At 38.1% G+C, this 19,620-nt stretch carries 18 protein-coding genes; 4 read left to right on the top strand and 14 right to left on the bottom strand.

Annotation, left to right across the window (positions count from 1 at the left end; genetic code table 11):
- Positions 1–154: 154 nt before the first annotated feature.
- The 10 genes from aqpZ to IPM56_16530 all read right to left on the bottom strand — a co-directional run bounded on the left by aqpZ (position 155) and on the right by IPM56_16530 (position 9,008).
- Entirely contained in the window at positions 155–832 is a 678-nt protein-coding gene (gene aqpZ, locus IPM56_16575; protein QQS35835.1) for an aquaporin Z, read from the bottom strand.
- 130 nt (positions 833–962) lie between these two features.
- Positions 963–1,328, bottom strand: a complete 366-nt coding sequence (locus IPM56_16570; protein QQS35834.1) for a cupin domain-containing protein — start codon at positions 1,326–1,328, stop codon at positions 963–965.
- A gap of 70 nt (positions 1,329–1,398) precedes the next feature.
- Positions 1,399–1,872, bottom strand: a complete 474-nt coding sequence (locus tag IPM56_16565; protein QQS35833.1) for a DUF2269 family protein — start codon at positions 1,870–1,872, stop codon at positions 1,399–1,401.
- A 146-nt stretch (positions 1,873–2,018) separates the two neighbouring features.
- The gene (locus IPM56_16560; protein ID QQS35832.1) at positions 2,019–4,871 is read right to left on the bottom strand and encodes a T9SS type A sorting domain-containing protein; all 2,853 of its coding nucleotides are present in this window, start codon (positions 4,869–4,871) and stop codon (positions 2,019–2,021) included.
- 115 nt (positions 4,872–4,986) lie between these two features.
- Positions 4,987–5,538 carry a hypothetical protein gene (locus IPM56_16555; GenBank protein QQS35831.1) on the bottom strand — a complete coding sequence of 184 codons (552 nt, stop codon included), beginning with the start codon at positions 5,536–5,538 and terminating at the stop codon, positions 4,987–4,989.
- 39 nt (positions 5,539–5,577) lie between these two features.
- Positions 5,578–6,747: a zf-HC2 domain-containing protein gene (locus tag IPM56_16550; protein QQS35830.1), complete on the bottom strand. Its 1,170-nt coding sequence runs from the start codon at positions 6,745–6,747 to the stop codon at positions 5,578–5,580.
- Positions 6,744–7,316, bottom strand: coding sequence for an RNA polymerase sigma factor (locus IPM56_16545; protein ID QQS35829.1), 573 nt, complete (start codon positions 7,314–7,316; stop codon positions 6,744–6,746). Before IPM56_16545 ends, IPM56_16550 begins: the two co-directional genes overlap by 4 nt.
- 111 nt (positions 7,317–7,427) lie before the next feature.
- The gene (locus tag IPM56_16540) at positions 7,428–7,754 is read right to left on the bottom strand and encodes a hypothetical protein (protein QQS35828.1); all 327 of its coding nucleotides are present in this window, start codon (positions 7,752–7,754) and stop codon (positions 7,428–7,430) included.
- Positions 7,755–7,764: 10 nt separating this feature from the next.
- Complete coding sequence (locus tag IPM56_16535) at positions 7,765–8,214, bottom strand: hypothetical protein (GenBank protein QQS35827.1); 450 nt, start codon at positions 8,212–8,214, stop codon at positions 7,765–7,767.
- The gene (locus tag IPM56_16530) at positions 8,214–9,008 is read right to left on the bottom strand and encodes a hypothetical protein (protein QQS35826.1); all 795 of its coding nucleotides are present in this window, start codon (positions 9,006–9,008) and stop codon (positions 8,214–8,216) included. Before IPM56_16530 ends, IPM56_16535 begins: the two co-directional genes overlap by 1 nt.
- Positions 9,009–9,408: 400 nt before the next feature.
- On the opposite strand from IPM56_16530, the gene IPM56_16525 reads away from it, so the two are divergent.
- Positions 9,409–10,302 (top strand): EamA family transporter, encoded by an 894-nt coding sequence (locus tag IPM56_16525; protein ID QQS35825.1) that lies wholly within the window; start codon positions 9,409–9,411, stop codon positions 10,300–10,302.
- Between the two features lie 185 nt (positions 10,303–10,487).
- On the opposite strand, the gene IPM56_16520 is transcribed toward IPM56_16525, so the two are convergent.
- From IPM56_16520 to IPM56_16505, 4 genes are all read right to left on the bottom strand, one after another.
- On the bottom strand, positions 10,488–11,030 hold the full coding sequence (locus tag IPM56_16520; protein ID QQS35824.1) for a DinB family protein: 543 nt from the start codon (positions 11,028–11,030) through the stop codon (positions 10,488–10,490).
- Between the two features lie 194 nt (positions 11,031–11,224).
- The gene (locus IPM56_16515) at positions 11,225–11,764 is read right to left on the bottom strand and encodes a hypothetical protein (protein QQS35823.1); all 540 of its coding nucleotides are present in this window, start codon (positions 11,762–11,764) and stop codon (positions 11,225–11,227) included.
- 134 nt (positions 11,765–11,898) lie between these two features.
- Positions 11,899–13,149: a T9SS type A sorting domain-containing protein gene (locus tag IPM56_16510; GenBank protein QQS35822.1), complete on the bottom strand. Its 1,251-nt coding sequence runs from the start codon at positions 13,147–13,149 to the stop codon at positions 11,899–11,901.
- Between the two features lie 147 nt (positions 13,150–13,296).
- Positions 13,297–15,069 carry a T9SS type A sorting domain-containing protein gene (locus tag IPM56_16505; protein ID QQS35821.1) on the bottom strand — a complete coding sequence of 591 codons (1,773 nt, stop codon included), beginning with the start codon at positions 15,067–15,069 and terminating at the stop codon, positions 13,297–13,299.
- A gap of 211 nt (positions 15,070–15,280) precedes the next feature.
- Here IPM56_16505 and IPM56_16500 point away from each other — a divergent pair, with 211 nt between their 5' ends.
- The 3 genes from IPM56_16500 to IPM56_16490 are packed head-to-tail and all read left to right on the top strand — an operon-like array spanning position 15,281 to position 19,619.
- Positions 15,281–17,050, top strand: a complete 1,770-nt coding sequence (locus IPM56_16500) for a tetratricopeptide repeat protein (protein QQS35820.1) — start codon at positions 15,281–15,283, stop codon at positions 17,048–17,050.
- A gap of 8 nt (positions 17,051–17,058) precedes the next feature.
- Positions 17,059–18,312: an ATP-dependent Clp protease ATP-binding subunit ClpX gene (gene clpX, locus IPM56_16495; protein QQS35819.1), complete on the top strand. Its 1,254-nt coding sequence runs from the start codon at positions 17,059–17,061 to the stop codon at positions 18,310–18,312.
- A 53-nt stretch (positions 18,313–18,365) separates the two neighbouring features.
- Positions 18,366–19,619 (top strand): asparagine synthetase B, encoded by a 1,254-nt coding sequence (locus IPM56_16490; GenBank protein QQS35818.1) that lies wholly within the window; start codon positions 18,366–18,368, stop codon positions 19,617–19,619.
- Position 19,620 lies beyond the last annotated feature (1 nt).

Genomic DNA, 19,620 nt, shown 5'->3' with positions numbered 1-19,620 from the left:
GGAAGAGATGACATCTTTATCAGGAATCAAACATTTAATTTTATTATTCAAACAAAACTTTTATCTAAGTCGAAAGCAGTAACAAAGATGTCATCTCTAAACAACTAATCTATATGTGTAATGTGACTTGATTGTTTTGGTTCAAACTTAAAAACTATTTTTTGAAAATTGCACTATAGACCACTCCGGCTAATATGGCTCCTGTAATTGGCGCTACAATAAACAACCACAACTGCTCAACAGCCCAACCGCCAACGAACAGAGCCTGGCTAATACTTCTTGCAGGATTAACGGAAGTATTTGTAACGGGAATACTTATTAAATGAATTAATGTTAATGCAAGACCGATCGCCAGCCCGGCAAATCCTTTCGGCGCTCTTTCATCAGTTGCGCCGAGAATCACAATCAGAAAAATGAATGTCATTACAATTTCAGTTACTAGTGCTGCTCCAAGACTGTAATTACCAGGTGAATGTTCTGCATAACCATTTGCCGCAAAACCGCCAATGTCGCTTCCGTTGCCTGTAGCTATAATGTAAAGAACACCTGCAGCAGCTATACCTCCGAGTATTTGAGAAATTATATAAGGCAGCAATTCCTTTGCATTGAATCTGCCTCCAATCCATAAGCCGACAGACACAGCGGGATTTAAATGTGCGCCCGAAATATGTCCCAGAGAGTAAGCAATAGTAAGTACAGTTAAACCAAATGCTAATGATACACCAACTAAACCAATACCAACACCCGGGAATGCAGCGGCAAGTACAGCACTTCCGCAGCCACCCAACACGAGCCAGAATGTTCCAATGAATTCAGCAGCGAACTTTTTCATAACATCTCCTGGTAAATGTTAAATGTATTTGTTTCAGATATAGTTTTGGAGCCAGACACGAAACCAAATTAGAAAAGAATAAAATGATTAACAATAAAACATGTTTATCCTTAATAAATTAAGAAGGTAATCAATCTCCGGTTGGAATAATTCCTTTATTCTCAACCATTAGCATAACTGTTTTATGCGGTGCCCGTGTGCGATGAACAATTCCCTTTGAAACTGTAACGCCTTCGCCGGGATTTAATTCGATTGTTCTTTCTTCAAGATCGACAAATAATTTTCCTTCAAGTACAAAAAAGAATTCATCGTCATTATCATGTTTATGCCAGTGATATTCTCCTTGAACAATTCCTACGCGCACAACACTATCATTAACCTGTGTCAGAGTTTGATTAAACCATTTATGCGTATTCTCTTTAACCATATCGGGAATACTTACTTTTTCAAGATGTGCAAATTTTATATCGAGCTTTGTGTTGTAGTTATAATCCATTTGGAATTTAACCTCTTTTAATTTTTTTATCCCAACTCCCACAAAAAATGGGATTAAAGTAACTGACTTATTAAAGCGGAAGTTTAAGTGTCATCAAAACCGTTGCAGCAACAGGAGTTAATAATGCCGCTAATCCCCAATACTCCCACTGTCTATAAAGTGAGACTAACTCGCTCCAGTTAAAATTTGAGTTATCAATATTATCAAAAGATAGTTTATATATTTTTTTCTGAAGCGGCGCGACTTTTATTCCGTAAATCAATCCTGATATTGTGAAAAGAATAATACTCCAGAATATCCACCCGGTTCTGAGTATCGGATATCCAGCTTCGAATGCCATATATAATCCGAAAAAAGTTATTAAGACCACACCTGGTCCGGTGAATATTTTATCACTCTTTATTACGCCATTCATAGAATAAGAAATAATTCTCAGGTCTTTTGTTTTAAAGGCATTATGCATCCAGTATAAACCTGTAAAAATATTGCCGAGAAAAATTATTACCGCGGCGATATGAAAAATTTTCAGATAGAAATAAATCATTGGCTGAAATTAAAAATATTAAGGGTGACTGCAGACAAACATAGAGAACGGTTAACCTAAAAACAATTTTCAAGTTAACCGTTGGAAATATTTAAAAACCATTTCATCAGCAGCAATGCAACTCAGATTTCTGACTAACAGAAATTTTATTTTATCAGCAACATTTTTTTGGTGATGCTGAATTCTCTTCCGCTGTTCTGGTTTTTTCCTGTGAGACTATAAAAATAAATACCGCTGCTCAATGATTCATCTTCAAACCGGACAGAATGTTTTCCTGTTTGTTTTAAACCGGATTCAAGTAGTTTAATTTCCTCCCCGTTAGCATTAAACACTTTCAGAGTTATAACAGACGGAGCAATAAGATTATAACTTATTATAGTTGACGGATTGAAAGGATTCGGATAATTCTGTTCCAGCACAAAATCATTCAGCGCAATTGCATTAACTTCTATTATGTTTGAGTACGAATATCTGCCGCTGAAATCAACCTGTTTAAGCCTGTAGAATAATCTTCCATTGACATTATTATCTTCATAAGTATAGTTGTTTGTTTCGGTCGAAGTTCCGTTTCCCTCCACAAATGAAATTGTAAAAAAGTTTTTTCCGTCACCCGATCGTTGCACTTCAAAGCCGTTATTGTTTAACTCAGTAGCAGTAGACCATCGCAAAATTACTTTTTCATTCCGGACTTCAGCCGAGAATGAAGCCAATTCAACTGGAACAAGATTTTCAATATCTGCTTCATATACACCATTGCCATGTGTAGCTGCTCTTATCCTGTTATCTGATCTTACAATACTTAAGTCCATGATCATTGCAGATTGCGGCAACCCGATCATGTATTCATACCAGGATAGTCCTGCGTCGGGCGAAAAATAAACCCCGATATCATTGCCAAAAAATAATTGCTGGGTGTTGAATGGATTAACCACAATTGCACTCGAAGGAACATCCGGAAGCGTTGACCCGATATCAATCCAGTCATTACCGGCGTTGGTCGATTTAAATAAATGTGAAGTACCGAATCCTGACACGACAACATAAACGACTTTTGAATCGGATGGATCTACAGCAATGTCATCAATATACCTGTCGGGAATTATTCCTGTTATGTTTGTAAATGTTGAACCGCCGTTCGTACTTCTGAATACATGCGCAGTTGTTGTAGTCGGCGCGGTTCCAACATATACAGTATCTGTTGAAGTCGCGGAAACACCTATAGCCAGGATTTCATTTCCATCGAGTTGAACTCCTCCGTTACCTAAAGTCCAGCTGCTTCCGCTGTTTGTTGAACGATGAAAAACTTTACTGCCTGCATAAATAACACTTGGGTTGGACTGACATATTATAAAGGGCGCAACAAATGCAGGACTTACTCTGCCTCCCGGGGTAATACCTGACCAGTTCAATCCTCTGTTGGTTGATCTGAGCAGGTTAAGATATTGAGAAGTTCCATAAAGAATATTTTCGTTTGCTGCATTAATTCCTGTTTGACAGCCGTCCCCGCCAATCACTCTTCTCCATGCAACTGTTCCTTCAAATATTGCAGTTGCGTTATCCTGTAAACCACCAATACCAAGATTGGGTGTCTGGAATGAAGATGAGAAACCATTATAAAACTGTGTCGACTGATAACCGCCGTTGCATCCGCCGAAAGTTTCACCTCCGTCTGTTGTTCTGAATACACCTCCGTCGGTTCCAAAGTAGATTATGTTCGGATTTGTCGGATGAAAAGTAACAGAGTGCTGATCTGCATGTACATAATCAGAGGGACCTTCCGGTTCACCGGGAATCGTAACTCCGAAATACCATGCAGCCCAATCTGTTTTAATGTTCAGGTTTGTTCCGCCATTTGTTGATTTATAAATATCTATCCCGCCGGTTAAAAGAAAATCCGGGTTAGTTGGGTGAACACCAACCCAGTGTGAATACCAGCCCTGGTATGTTGCATAGTCTGTAGTATTTACGATTGTCCAGTTGTCTCCGCCGTTTGTTGTTTTACATAACCACGTTCCCGCACCGCTTGCATCGCCATTTCCTATTGACACATAAATTATCTGCGGGTTAGTTTTATACATCGAGAATATTGCTTTGCCGCCGAATGTTAACGGTAAACCATTTGTAAGTTTTGTCCAGTTTGTGCCGCCGTTGGTTGTTCTGTAAATACCATGTCCAACTGATCCAAGATTACCGTGTGACACATAAACTATATTACTGTTCAAAGGATTTATGGCGATATCAAAACCCATTAAAACATTATTAGAGATATTCCATGTAGCGCCGGCATTCGTTGATTTAAAGATACCTTCACTCGTTGCAGCCCAGATTATTGATGAGTTATTCGGATCAATCTCAACTTCATTTACGCCGCGTTCCTGGTTGTAAGACCAGTCAAGACTTTTAATCCATGTATTTCCATAATCAGTTGATTTAAGAATTCCGATTCCATAACTGCCTCTGGTTGTTCTGATAACTTCACCGCCTAAAGACATCTGGTAATTATATACTTCACCGGTGCCGATATAAATTGTATTTGAATCACTCTGCTGAATCGCGATTGAACTTACGCCGAGCATAGGGAATCCCGTTTCAATTCTTTCCCATGCCATTGCACCAAGTCCGCCGGTATAACTCCTCCACAATCCGCCGCTTGCCGCTCCCGCAAAAATTGTATTCGGATTCTGAGGATTGAATTCTACATCAAGTGTTCTTCCGCCTATGTTGTGTGGACCGATTTGTTCCCAGGTGTATGTCGTTAATTTATTCGCCGACTTATCAAACGTAAGTCTGGAATAATCGTATGCTTTTTGATAACCATCAGATGGAATATCAGTTCCGGGGTATGACCTTTTCATATTCATAAACTGCATAGCTTTTAAAGCGCCTGAAGTTTTAAATATTTTTTTGGGGTCAGGTTTGTATGTGTTTAAGTCAAAGAAGTAATAAGAAGTTCCTGCCACAAGCAGTAAGAAAATAATAATCAGTCTGGAGTTTTTCATTCGGACCTCAACAGAATTTTGTGTTATAAAAAGTGAGGTCAAATTAAGAAATCATAAGCCCTTAGTAAATGAAAAGATTTTTCCCGGTGTCAAACTTCAAAATGTGATAAACCAATTACCTTTCTATCATTATATCCATTTCACATTTAAGTGAGCCGTCAGAATCCTTCGTGAGTTTTTGAATCTGAGAAAAGTTTTTCTTTTTCATTTCTTTTTCAATCTGTTCCTTTTTCAAGTGAGGATCATCTGCAAACTGAAGTTCAAACCATTGCTCAGGAATATTTTTCCCTCTTAACCTGTAATGCACATGTGCCGGGTTTGTTCCTCCCGGATAAGGCGCAGGTTTTATTGTGTGATATTCATAGCGTCCTTCGGAGTTTGTGAACATTATCCCGTCAAGCCGGTCATCACCTTCACCGTAGTATCCGTTTGCGTCCGTATGATATACAAGTATTTCAACATCTTCGACGGGAGTTTTGCCATCACTTTCAAATACCTTTCCGGTAACAACAAGTTTTTCCCCAGGTTCATTCTCTGATCTGATTTTTATCTGCCAGTTTTTTCCAGTCGGGTCAGATGATTGGAACAGCATACCAAGAGCAAGCATTGTTGAAACAATAATTGCTGTTACGACAAGTTTTCGGGAATTCAACTTTTTAATAAACATTGTAATACCTCTTTATCTTTCTCTTATTCTTATTCGTGATCAAATCTTCCACAAAGATTTACTTCCAAACCCAAGTACTTCCCAGAGTTCATCAAGTGTTTTTTTATCCGCGGTGATTATTTTTTCTTTGGTGATAGTATCAGGAACATCAACTAATTTTTTCATTGCTGCAAAAATTTCTCCGCGCGACTTTTCATCAACCTTAGGTATGATATGCCACAGGCTGAGCAGATCATCTTTGCTTTTGGTCTTCAATAGTTCATTAATAACAGCAACATCTCTTACACCTGAATCAAACAATTGTAACGTGTTGATAAATTTTTCATCTGAATTTTTGAAATACGGAGTTCCGGTTCCCGATGATTTGTACGTAGCGCACACTGCACCGGCTGGAATGATGGATTCCTGTCCGTTGTTTTCAAGCGCTACCCATCCCGAGGTAACGTGTAAAAATGTTGAACCGTTATCATCAACTTCAAGCGAATACATACATCCGAGATCAACAGCGGTCGCGGAAGGTGTTTCTACAAAGAACAATCTTGGCGGCGCCCAGATAGTTGCATGAATTTTTCCTTTATCAAGCGCTAACCTGTGTTCATTGGCTTTTGTCTGAACCAGTTTAATTCGTGAGTCCTGTTCAACTTCAACCTCACCGATTGATCCGACAATTATTTTAGCACGTGAAAGAGCATCTGTTTCAAGCCAGTCGCCTATTTTTATAAGACCGATATCACTGAATTGTTCATCACTTATTTTTGAAGTCCCTTCAAGACTCTGCACCTGGAGGAATGCCGCCGGTGCGGGACCCGGGAGTGTAAGCAGACTAATCGAAACAATAACCATAAGCACAAAAGCTAAGCCGGCAGCATAAATTGTTCTTTTATGTGACGGCTGTTTGAATCGCAGTGTAAGCGATTCACCGAATGTACTAACGGATTTGTTTGAGGCGATGTTATAAATTTTCGCTTCACGGTTTACTTGTTTCTTTCCCGGATTGATCCGGCTGTTTATACCTTCCCATAATTCCTGCGAAGGAAAAATTTCATCAGGAAGATTTGCCGCCTCCGATTTTATTGATTGAATCTCTTCATATTCATTCCTGCATTTTTCACAGATCAGGATATGCGCATGAATATCTTCTCTCATTTCATCGGGGAGTAAACCATCGGCATAATCATTTATATAATATTTAACTTCTTTGCATTTCATTTTACAAGAACCTCCCTTAATAACTTTCTTGCCCGGTGTAGCTGAGCTTTCGTTGTTCCTTCAGCAATACCGAGCATCTCACTTATCTCTTCATGTTTGTAACCTTCAACATCATGAAGTACAAAAACAACCCTTGCTTTTTCAGGCAATGTTGAAACAGCTTTTTCAAGATCAATTGAATCACCATGATTATGTTCAGTTTTCTTTGTGAACTTTAACAGACTGCTTAAACCTGAAAATCTTAATGAACGTCTCTTAACTGTCCGCATATCCACGAGAACAACATTCACTGCAAGCCTGTAAAGCCATGTTGAGAACAAACTTTCGCCTCTGAAGGAATTAAGATTCTCCCACGCTCTCACAAAAACATCCTGTGTTAATTCTTCCGCGCGGGTTCTGTCAGCGATCAGCCGGAGACACACTGCAAATATTTTTCCCACGTTTTGTTTGTATAAAAATTCAAACGCAGAATGACTCCCTGATTGAGCTTCTTTTACAACAGCCGATTCAGGTGAATCGATCAAACTGCTTTCCCTGTAATTGTGTATTTGAGATTGTCCATTAAACATTTTTAGTTCATATTCTTTAACGTTTTGATTCCGGATGGTTTTGAATGGTTTAAATGGTCTTTAATTATTATTAAATAATTCGAAAGTCACGACTGTCTTCGATATACCGGGTCAGGCAAACACTTTAATTACTGATCCTATCACAGTATCAATGATCTGGTTCTTCAGTTTTTCAAGTTTGATTTTAGATAGTCCCGCAAGTTTTAAGGCTTCCATCTCTGCAAGGTCTTTTTTGGCTTTTACTAAAAACTCCACATCTCCGGGTGTAAGATGACCGCCAGCCAATCCTTCACCCCAGCGGAGGACATCATCCTGAAGTTTTTTAGCAAATGCACTTCCGTCTTTTAGTATCTCGTCTTTCAATTCATCAAAATTATCTTTCGCGAGTGCTATAAGGTCATTCTTTATAGTATTAAGCAGATCTTTAAAATCAGGCATAACTATTCCTTTAATTAATTTCGGATGGTTTTATTTTTCCGCCTTCAAGTCCGATGATCGTATCAAAAGCGTCGGATACAATTTTTTTCATTTCACTTATGAACATTTCGGAAAGTGAACCGGCATTCTGCCATCTAACTAAAAATCCTCCCAGCAGGTTTTTTTCCGGATCCAGAAGTATCTCCCATTGTTTGGTGGAAATTTCATTATTCAATCTTCCTTTGGAAAACTCATAAGCAATATTAAGATTTCTCTTCAGTTCTTTTACCGTTTCTTCATTAGCTGAATATTCTCCCGTCGCAAGTTCCATTATTTCAAGTGATTCTACTTTTAAAGTGACTGCCTGTTCATAAGCTATCGGACTATAATTCGCTACCGGTGTGCATTCTAATGAGAGAAATGATACAAGTAATAAGGCAATCGTTTCTACATGATAAGCGATAAAATTTTTTTGTTTCATTATGCTCTGTCATCTCCTTTCAGATAATAACCTGTAATTTTTTTAAATGCCTCAGAAGTTTTTTTACCCGGCTTACCATCCTCTTTAAGATAAATACCCGGAAACCGGTTTAAGAATTTTTGCAGCTCATCACCGTAAGGGATAACTTTATTTGAAAAACTAATCGCCGGTTTATCAACATCATCATCAACTGCTATTACGGGTTCACCGGGAAAAATAATTATTCCCTTCTCCGCCATACGGCGTAACAGTACCGCTGCGCCGCTTTGCTTTGACACGGCGGTATCAGACCATGTTCCGTCGGCAATATATTTGCCTCTGGTATAGTGATTGGAAAAACTCCATAGATACGGTGAAAGAACTTCCGGGTGTTTTGAACGATATCCCCACCCGTTATATTTTTCAAGCTGATAAAGAATACCCGGTAAACTCCAATTCTCCCATTGTTCAAGTTTCTTATACATCAGAGCATCCATTGCACTTTCCTCCCATGTGAACGGCGGATCACCATCAACTGGTCTGCCTGCTGGAACCTGTTTTGTGCGTGCGGTTAACGGATCTCCGTTATGCAAATGCCTTGAAAAATTTAACGATGATTCCATATTGTGAATAACCGCGACGAAGTACCATGGAATTTTCAATCCTGCAACTGCGTTTTCATACCTGGATTTATTTGCTGATAACTTTGAAATAATATTCTCGACATCCGGAAATTTTTCAGTCTTAATATTACACGTATTAAACAACCGTGTATATTCTTCTTGTAACGAAACGCTTAATGATATTGACGGCATCTTAAATCCTATTTATGATGAACAATAATATTTCAGATCGTTAACAGGTTTATCGGGTATCAACTGTAGAAATGAATATGCAATATCAGCGGGTGTGAGTTTTATTGCCTTATGCTGAAGCAACATATTTTTAATTCAGTAAAAAGGCAAGAAATATTTTTGTTAAGTAGTGTCCTAATTTCACAAATAGTCATCCCGATGGCATTGCCATTCGGGATCTACTTAATTGAAAAGATTCTGAAATAAATTCAGAATGACAGATTGCTAATTTGAATCTAAAAGTGAAATTAGGACACAACATTTTGTTAAGTCTCTATGGTTTGTCAGCAGCGGAATTTCACATTTAGGTTTAGAAATGAATCATACTTAATTTTGCAAATCAAATTTTGAAATTAGTTTTATGCAAAGACTCGCACCCGTTTTTATAATAATAGCCGCAAGCCTCTGGGCTTTGGACGGGATAGTGTTAAGACCATCACTGTTCAGTCTTCCCGTTGTTGTTGTTGTGCTGATAGAAAGCGCTGTGGTCGCGGTTATCCTTACACCATTCTTCTTAAAACGTTTTGCGGAACTGAAAAGTCTTAAACCGAAAGATTGGATTGCGTTTGCCGGAGTTGCAATACTCGGCGGTGCGGTTGGCACAATGGCAATCACTAAAGCACTGTTCTATGTAAACTTTGTTAATCTTTCAATTGTAATTCTGATTCAGAAACTCCAGCCTGTATTTGCTATTTCATTAGCGGCGGTTCTGCTTAAAGAAAAACTTCATAAAGATTTTTTTATCTGGGCTGTAATTGCGATAACCGGCGCGTACTTTATGACGTTCGGGACAAACCTGCCCGACTTCAACTCAGGTGATAAAACAACCATCGCCGCAATCTTCTCACTTGTTGCGGCTATAAGCTTTAGTTCATCGACAGTGTTAAGCAAACGGGCGTTGAGAAATGTTGAATACAGGATGGGCACGTACCTCAGATTCCTTATTACATCTTTTGTAATGCTTTTTATTGTTCTGCTTACGGGCGAAATAAATTCCGCAGGTGCTGTTACAACTAACCAGGTTTATATCTTTCTCATCATCGCGTTCTCAACTGGCGGAACAGCGATCTTCCTTTACTATTACGGATTAAAAAAAATAACTGCCTCTGTTGCCGCTATATGCGAACTGTCATTTCCGCTTACTGCGGTCATACTTGAATATTTTGTTCACGGTAATATTCTTGGTGTCGTTCAATGGATAGGAGCGGGAGTTTTACTGGTAAGTATTCTGCGTATCAGTTTTTTGAAAAATTAAAACTCACCTTACATAAGGTTTTTGTCTTTGTCATTCTGAACTTGATTCAGGATCTTCGCATTTTAAGTTTTCAGATGCTGAAATAAACCGACGGGCAAAGCAGGTTCAGCATGACAAATATGTAAGGTGAGTTAAAAATTTGATCTGGAAATTTAACATCGCCAGATCAATCTCAATTAAAAAAATTATTCCATACTCCACGGCGGAGTTACACCGTTTATTCTCGCATAAGCGATTGCCTGTCCAAGATGCTCGTGAGTGTGGCTTAACATTGTAACCATAAAATTTCTTACACTGAACTTCATTCCGAAAGCTTCAATCTCTTTATTGAGATCTTCCTCATTAAGTTTCTTTACATACTCTGTTGCGAACGCAAAAGAAGTTTTGATAAGCTCTGCTATTTTGGCTTTATCCATCGTCTGCATTTCATATTTCTTTTGATCCATTTCCAGACCCTCAGGAAGTTTTCCTCCCGATAAAGCGACAAAAAGATAATTTGCCTGGGCTATATGAAGATAAACTTCACTTACAGACCTTACACCCTCTGCGGGACGGTATGAATATTTATCCTGCGGCACCGCCTCTTCAAGCTGAAGAACACGGCTTTCAATAAATTTCAACTGACCTATATACTCATCAACAAAAACAGGCGAGGGAGGATTACTGTTAAATCCCGTAACAACAAACAACGTGACAGCAAGCAAACTAAGAACACCGATCACTTTCATGACTCACTCCTTTAATAAGTGGATTTACTAAAAACTTTTTATGGAACCGTAATTATTGAAATGTGGATGAGAATATAGAGAATTAATTTTCTTTGAGGCAAATATGGATTGTTTAATTTTTAATAATGAATCTTTTTCACAAAATGTTTGCTGAACTAGTTACAGGATATTGGAATTTTACTATTCTTTCTAAACTAAAATTGCCATTTAAGAATATTGATCAACATATATTCCGTGATAACAATTATCACAGACGCATAAATCCATATTTTCAATCCCCTTTCAGCATTCCAATCTTTTTGAGGTTCTCCTTTAATCAGTGAAATTATATCCCACCTAAACGTGTACCAAATTGAATCCGTGAAATCATCAAGGTCTGTAAAAACAACTGACCAAACAAAAAATATGTACGGCAAATTCAAAACAATTAAGCTTATAATGAGTTGATTGTCATTAAAAATATTTTGATTCACTAAGTATACTAACAGTGCTAAAGAGAATACATATAAAACATGTAATATGACTTTGAATTCTTTTTTGAATAAAATTTTTATTACTCGATATGTTTTAGGATATTTTACTGAAAAACTATAATCATCTTTTCGCGCAAGCTCATTATTTTCAATAAATTGCTCAAAGCAATTTCTACAATAAAAATTATCTTCCCTCTCTACAATTAAATTTTGAGGAAATAATTTATTACACTTATCACATAAAATTGATGGTATCATCATTTGAATAACAACCTGTACTGTTAAAATACTACGCCGTATTTATAAACATTTAAAAGATTTCCTGAATGTTTATTTTTACAATTTCACTCCCCCTAAGCCTTCACCTCAGCCTCTATTCCATCTTTTATACATATTTACTTAATCAGGATCATTTTATTCGTCTTACTAAAACCCCCTGCCTGCAATTTGTAAAAATACATTCCGCTCGAAAGTCCGTTGGCATCAAAAGTAACCTCATAACTTCCCGCAGGTTTTTCCTCATTAACAAGCGTAGCTATTTCATTTCCAAGCACATCAAAAACTTTTAGTGATACATATTGCCTATTGCCTACCGCATACTGAATACTGGTACTTGGATTAAATGGATTCGGGTAATTCTGGCTCAAAGAAAAATCATAAAAATTATTCGCTATGTATTTTAAGGAATCGACTGGCTCCCGGCTTCTATATAAATTACTTGCTGCTAAATACAAATATCCAAGACTATCCATGGCTATTGCGCTGACAAAATACCATTCGCGCCCGAGATTCAGACTATGCGGCAATCCTGAATTTAATGACGTCAGTGTATTTTCAAGAACATTATATTTGTAAATACCGCTTATCTTTGCGCCAATGTAAAAGTCATTGTTTCCGGAAACCAAGATTGATGACGTATAAAATATTGTATCATTAAAATGAAGATATTCCCATGAGTTTCCTGCATCCTCACTAAAATAAATTCCATATAACCTATCTGCCCCTCCAAGAAGAATCTTTGCGTCATTAGTCATTCCATTGATTGCCAAAACATCTCCACAATTAAATGACTCAATTAAGTTCCAGTTTAAACCATTATCATCTGTTGAGTAAAGCCCGCACTCAGTTCCGGCTAAAACCCTGCCCCGGTCAGTTATATAAAGTGACCAGACAACATTTAAGAACGGATTAAATCCGTTACTTAATCTCTCCCAGTTTATTCCTTCGTCGGTGGATTTGTACATTTTATCATCGGTCGCAGCAAAAATTGCTGTATTTTTTTTCAAAACAATTTTTTCAATCCAGGTATTACTAAGTTGTGTCTGACTCCAGGTTTTCCCTCCATCAATACTTTTAAGAATCCCCTTGTCATGAGTTCCTATCAGTAAATTCTGAGTATCGATTAACAATAAATCAGTTATCATAGAATTCATCAGTTCGTTGCTGAGATTTCGTTCCCAGGATATTCCTAAATCCGTTGAAGTAAACAAACCATTATTTGCTGCCGCATAAATCCTCCTGTTTGAATCAAACTGAAGTGAGTTAACACTTCCCATTGAATCAAGATTACTTATAAGTTGCCAGGAAATCTGAGGATAGGTCAGTTGAAATGACGAAGCCAGAAGCAAAATCATTAGAAATTTCATATGATCCTCCCGCTATTAATATACCCACTTATATTATTAATTTTGAGCAATCAAATTCTTACAATTAATCTACATAGAACCGAAATTACATACTACGTAATTTTATTTATGAGTATTTATTGTGCTCATTTGAATAATTCAATGCACTTACTTAACCAGTATCATTTTATTTGTTTTACTAAACCCTGCCTTGCCGTCAGACAAACCGCCAGTCTGCAGCCTGTAAAAATACATTCCGCTCGAAAGTCCGTTAGCATCAAAAGTAACCTCATAACTCCCTGCGGGTTTTTCCTCATTAACAAGTGAAGCTATTTCATTTCCAAGCACATCAAAAACAGTAAGCTTCACATTTACCGTTTCACCATTGACGTTTGAGGGAATCGTAAATTTAATTTTCGTAGATGGATTAAACGGATTCGGGTAATTCTGTTCAAGTGAAAAAGTAAACGGCTTGGATAAATCCACCTCAACAACTTTTGAATACTCATACGTACCATCATGGTCAATTTGCTTTAACCTGTACTGATAAACTTCTGCCGATAAGTTTTCATCAATGAAAGAATAAAAATTCTGTTCAGTTGTTGTTCCTTTTCCAGTAACAAATCCTTGAACTTCCCATTCCTGATTGCCGACTGAAGACTGCCGACTGAAGACTTGCCTCCGCTCCACTTCAAACCCTCTGTTATTAACTTCCGTCGCTGTGACCCAGCTCAACATAACCCTGTCCATAAGGGCTTCTGCACTAAACGAAACCAGTTCAACCGGAACTATTTGTGAAAGATTTCCTCTTCGTAAAAAGATATCACATATAACCTGTGAGTTCCTTACACCACCCGGCGCGTAGAACATCGCAATCTCTCCGTCACCTCTTGCAATTACAGCAGATGAATTTCTCGTCACATATTCTGATGTAAGATCATAGACAAGCATTGTATCCGAGTAAACATTGTTCTGTCCCCAGATAAAATAAAATCCTCTTCCGGATTGTGATACGCTTGACTGATAAACAATATAAATCCTGTTATTGTCATCCATCGCAAAGTTTTGCGCGAATGCAGGTCGCTGCCCCGGCGGAGTAACCGGCTGCGGCGCACTGAAACTGCCTGAAACATTATTTATTATATAAAGCCGCAGATCGCTTTCATTCCTGTAAAGAATGTGAACTTTGTTATTGTTATCAATAAGCACTTTAGGATTTGTAACATTTGCTGTTACTCCTGTTGGAACTTCACCTAACCCACCGCCAACTGAATTAAAATACTTTAATGGTCCGCCCAACGCGCTTCCTGTTTTCATTACTATGTGAACTTTGCCGTTGAGATCAACATCAAGATGAGCATCAAAATCACCGCCGGTTTTACCTGCCGCAAGTAGCACCGGTGTAAGCAGTATCATAGAATCGCGTGAATCAATATTTGTGTAATAAATATTATCCGGATCGCTCGTAAATGTAAAGAACACAAAATGCACAATACTGTCAGGACCAACTTTTGAAATGGGAGTTGCTTTGTTTAACCCCCCGGCTGTTATGAACATAGGTGTTCCAAAACTGCCTGTAGAATTATTTGTGTACTTCACCTGGAAAAGATTGGAACCGTCTCTTCCTGTAAACCCAACATGCGCAGTTCCGCCGGGGTCAAAAGAAAATGATGAGTAATTATCATCTACAAGATTATTAGTAATATTGGTTGTAGTGAATGTTCCGTTGGTTTCCTCTTTCACATAATAAATTTCACGCGTCGCTCCGTCTGTTCCAACCTGTCCCGTGTATGTCAGGTGAATTTTTCCCTGTGAATCATACGCGGGAAATTCCCTGTTGTTGAATCTTTCATTTCTTACAATTGTATCAACGGGAAAAGGTATGGTTTGTGCAAGCACATAAGTGGTTGAAAGTAAGAGAAGTAAAAATACTTTTTTCATTTTGCCTCCGGCTGCTTCATTGTGAAATCTATCTCTGTTTAAATTTAAGGATTAAGTCATGCACATTCATCAACAAAATAACCTGATTTTTTAACGCTGAAATTTGCCTTGAAAGCCGGACAATAATTACTATTTTTGAGCTGTGATTAAGTACTTCATCATATTATTTATTTCGGTGAATGTTTGCATTGCGCAATCAGGAAACAACCAGTTGAACCGCTTTTTGCTTGGACAAAGTTATGAACAGGCTGGCGATCTTGAAAAAGCAAAAAGCATTTTTGAGGAACTCTTCAAAACCGACCAGGCAAATGTTCAGTACTTCTATTCACTGAACAAAATTTATTTGTCTCTTAAAGAGTATGATGCATCCGAACAATTGCTGAAAGAGAGACTAAGAAATTTTCCGTACGACATTACACTTTACGGAATGCTCGGTGCAACCTATCATCTTAAAGGTGATGAAGTTTCGGCTTTTAAAACCTGGGATGATGCCCTGGACAGAATGGGGAATAATCCGCAGATATTCAGAACAATTGCAAACTACGCAATCGAAAGAAGAGCATTCAACAAAGCCATTGATATACTTAAACGCGGGCAGCAGTTCGGTGATGATAAGAAATCTCTTTCCTATGAGATTGCAAACCTGTACTCGCTGACAATGCAATATAAAGATGCAGCGGAAGAGTACTGCAGGATATTGTCAAGCAACCCGGATCAGCTTCCGTCTGTTGAATCAAGGATTATGCAATATGTAAATAAAACAGATGCGCTGACGTCAACTATTTCTGTAGTTGAAAAGTACAGTGACTCACATACAAATTTTGAATACTTACTTGCAAGATTATATATCGAACAAAAAAACTTTGACAGGGCGTTTGATCTTTATTCTTCAATAGATAAGAAGTTAAACAGCGGCGGTGCCGAGCTTATGTCATTTGCTCTTTTCCTTTTCAATGAAAAACAATTTAACGCCGCGCAAAATGTTTATACCGTGCTTCTTGAAAGGTATCCTGCTTCTTCTTTCATATCGGAAATAAAACTCGGTCTTGCCAAAACCAAAGAAGCAATACTTTACTCGACTTCGGATGAAGATATGGAAACCTGGAAACCATATTCAATCATCAAACCAAACCGGACAGACGAAGCTGGAGAGGTGATTAAGCTGTATGAACAGTTAACAAAATTATTTCCTGATAGTGATGTCTCTTACGAATCTGAGTTACGGATTGGCTGGCTTTATTTTTTCAAATACGCTGACCGGAATAATGCAGGTGTGTACTTTAAACAGATAATTGAGAAATCACCTTATTCACAATTTTCATCAAGCGCTTATGAAGGACTTGGTGAAATTTCGCTGCTCAACGGGAATCTTGATAAGGCAATAGAATACTACTCGTTGATTAATGAAAATTCCCGGACAAGTTTTGACAGGCGGAATTCTGCAAAGTACCGTCTGGCTCAATTTTATTTCTTTAAGAATGAATCGGAAAAATCAAAAAAACTGCTTGAGGAAATTACCCGATCCCTGGGTGATAACACCGCAAACGATGCGATAGGATTTTCATTACTTTTGAACACAGCGTCTTATGATTCGTCTAACCTTTTGCAGTTTGCTGAAGCGGAATATCTTGCCGCACAGCAGAAATATGTTCAGGCGAATGAGATATATAAAAATATTGCATCAGATCAGCAGGCTTTCATTCTGAAAAATATTTCGGGACTCCGTCGTGCGGAAATGATGATAGCGGTTGACGATTATACTTCGGCAATACCTATACTGCAGTCAATTTCGGATGAAGCTGAGAAAAACATTTATGCCGATAAAGCCTTATATTTGATGGCAAAAATTTTTCAGTTTGGACTGAAAGATACTTTTAAAGCTGTTGAATCATATGAAAAACTGCTTGCAAAGTTTCCTTCATCTGTTTACCTGGATGAAGCAAGAGCAGAAATAATAAAGTTAAAAGAAAAAATAAGTTAGAGAATAGAATGGCTAAGAAACAAAATCAGAAGATTGTTAAATGTTCATTTTGCGGAAGAGACGGTAGTGAAGTCGGCAGTATGATTGCCGGTCCGGATGTTTATATATGTGATATATGTATCGGAAGCAGTGTTGATATCTTAAAGAACAATCTTGCTGCTTATGGAAATAACCAGTCCCGCGCCCCCAAATCACATACCCCGGCATCAATAAAAAAAGCGCTGGATGAATATGTGATCGGTCAGGAACGCGGTAAGAAAGTTCTTGCCGTTGCGGTGTACAATCATTATAAAAGAATTAATTCAAGAAGTTCATTCTTTGAGCTTGACGATGTTGAAATTGAAAAGAGTAATATTCTTCTCATCGGCCCTACGGGTGTCGGAAAAACTTTACTCGCTCAAACCCTTGCAAGAATTCTCGATGTTCCGTTTGCGATTGCAGATGCCACAACATTAACCGAAGCCGGTTATGTCGGCGATGATGTTGAAACTGTCCTTGTACATTTACTTCAGGCATCTGATTATAATCTTGAACGCGCACAAAAGGGAATCGTTTATATTGATGAGATAGACAAAATCGCGCGCAAAAGCGAGAGTACATCAATTACAAGAGATGTTTCTGGTGAAGGCGTTCAGCAGGCATTATTAAAAATTCTTGAAGGAACAGTTGCGGGTGTTCCTCCAAAAGGCGGACGCAAACATCCGGAACAGAGCCTGATAAATGTAAACACAAAAAATATTTTGTTTATCGTCGGCGGTGCATTTGACGGTATTGATAAGATCATTGCAACGCGCATCAATAAAAATAAAATGGGCTTTGCTTCCAATCTTGAAAAAACCAAAACCACAGATGATGATCTGATAAAACATACATTACCCGAAGATCTGTTAAGATATGGTTTGATCCCTGAACTGATAGGAAGAATTCCTGTTATTGCACCGCTGCAGTCACTATCGGAAGAAGCATATAAGAGCATCCTTGTTGATCCGAAGAATGCTATACTCAAACAGTATAAAAAACTTTTTATGATGGAAGGCATTGAGCTTGAGTTTGATCCTTTCGCGCTTGACTCGATTGTAAAAAAAGCAATTGAAAGAAAAACAGGCGCCAGAGCTTTACGTTCCATCGTTGAAGAGTTTATGCTCGATATTATGTATGATCTTCCGTCCAAAGAAAAATATGACAAGTGCATCATCACAAGGGATGTGATTGAAGAAGGCGCGCAGCCTATTTTTATTGAAGCTGACAGAAAATCCGCATAAAGATTTTCAGAGAAAATTTCTAACCTGTATCATATCATTTGTTTCGATGAATTATGATTAGAACAATTCTTTTTTTGATTTTCATTTCAACAGTTACATTCGCTCAGTCAAAAATCCTGATCTACATGGATTTAAAACAGACCGATCACCTCAAAGCTTATGGAATAACTTTTAACTCACTTACCCAGGGCAGCAAGGCAGACTGGCTTTTAAATTATCGCGGTGGTTCTTTCCTGCTTGAGTACTCCGATAAACTTGCAGCCGAGTGCAGACTTGAGAGTGTGGCGTTTGACATAGTTGATGCATCAACCGTCGTTCAACTTTATTCTTTACTTCAAAGTGAAGACAACAACATGGATATTGTTCGTCTTGAAAAAGCACCGCGCATAGCTGTTTATGTTCCGCCGGGTTTTGCGCCCTGGGATGATGCAGTCACTTTAGCACTTGAGTATGCAAATGTTAAATATGATAAGATATGGAATGACGAAATACTCCGCGGCGATCTTTCAAATTACGATTGGATACATCTTCACCACGAGGATTTTACGGGGCAGTATGGAAAGTTTTATGGAAGTTTTGCAAATGCTCAATGGTATGTTGATAACCAGATTTTATATGAGAACAATGCAAAGAAAAACGGTTACAGAAAAGTTTCTGATATGATGAGGGATGTAGCACTCACAATAAAAAACTATGTTGGGCAGGGAGGTTTTCTGTTTGCGATGTGTTCAGCTACTGATTCTTATGACATTGCGCTTGCGGCAATGAATACCGATATCTGCGCCCAGATGTATGATGGTGATCCTTCTGATGCTAACGCGCAACAAAAACTTGATTTCACAAACACACTTGCCTTTAAAGATTTTAAGTTGGAAATGAATCCCTTTGTATATGAGTACAGTGATATTGATATACAACCAATTGAAGTTGGAAATTTTGATAATGATTATTTCACGCTATTCGAATTTTCTGCAAAGTACGATCCTGTTCCAACAATGCTGACGCAAAATCACGCAAACGTCATTCGCGGGTTTATGGGGCAAACATCTATGTTCAGGAGAGAACTGATAAAGAATTCAGTCATCATTCTTGCTGAACGGCAGAACACTGACCAGGTAAGATATATTCATGGAAATTTTGGCAGAGGAACATTTACATTTTACGGCGGACACGATCCGGAAGATTATCAGCACGCTGTTGGTGATCCACCGACTGATCTTACTTTATACAAAAATTCTCCGGGCTACCGATTAATTCTCAATAATATTTTATTCCCTGCAGCTACAAAGAAGAAACAAAAAACATAGA

It is taken from the genome of Ignavibacteriales bacterium (assembly GCA_016700155.1).
Taxonomy (GTDB): Bacteria; Bacteroidota; Ignavibacteria; order Ignavibacteriales; family Ignavibacteriaceae.
The sequence above is the reverse complement of the archived record's forward strand: the minus strand, read 5'-3'. Positions and strand labels throughout refer to the sequence as shown.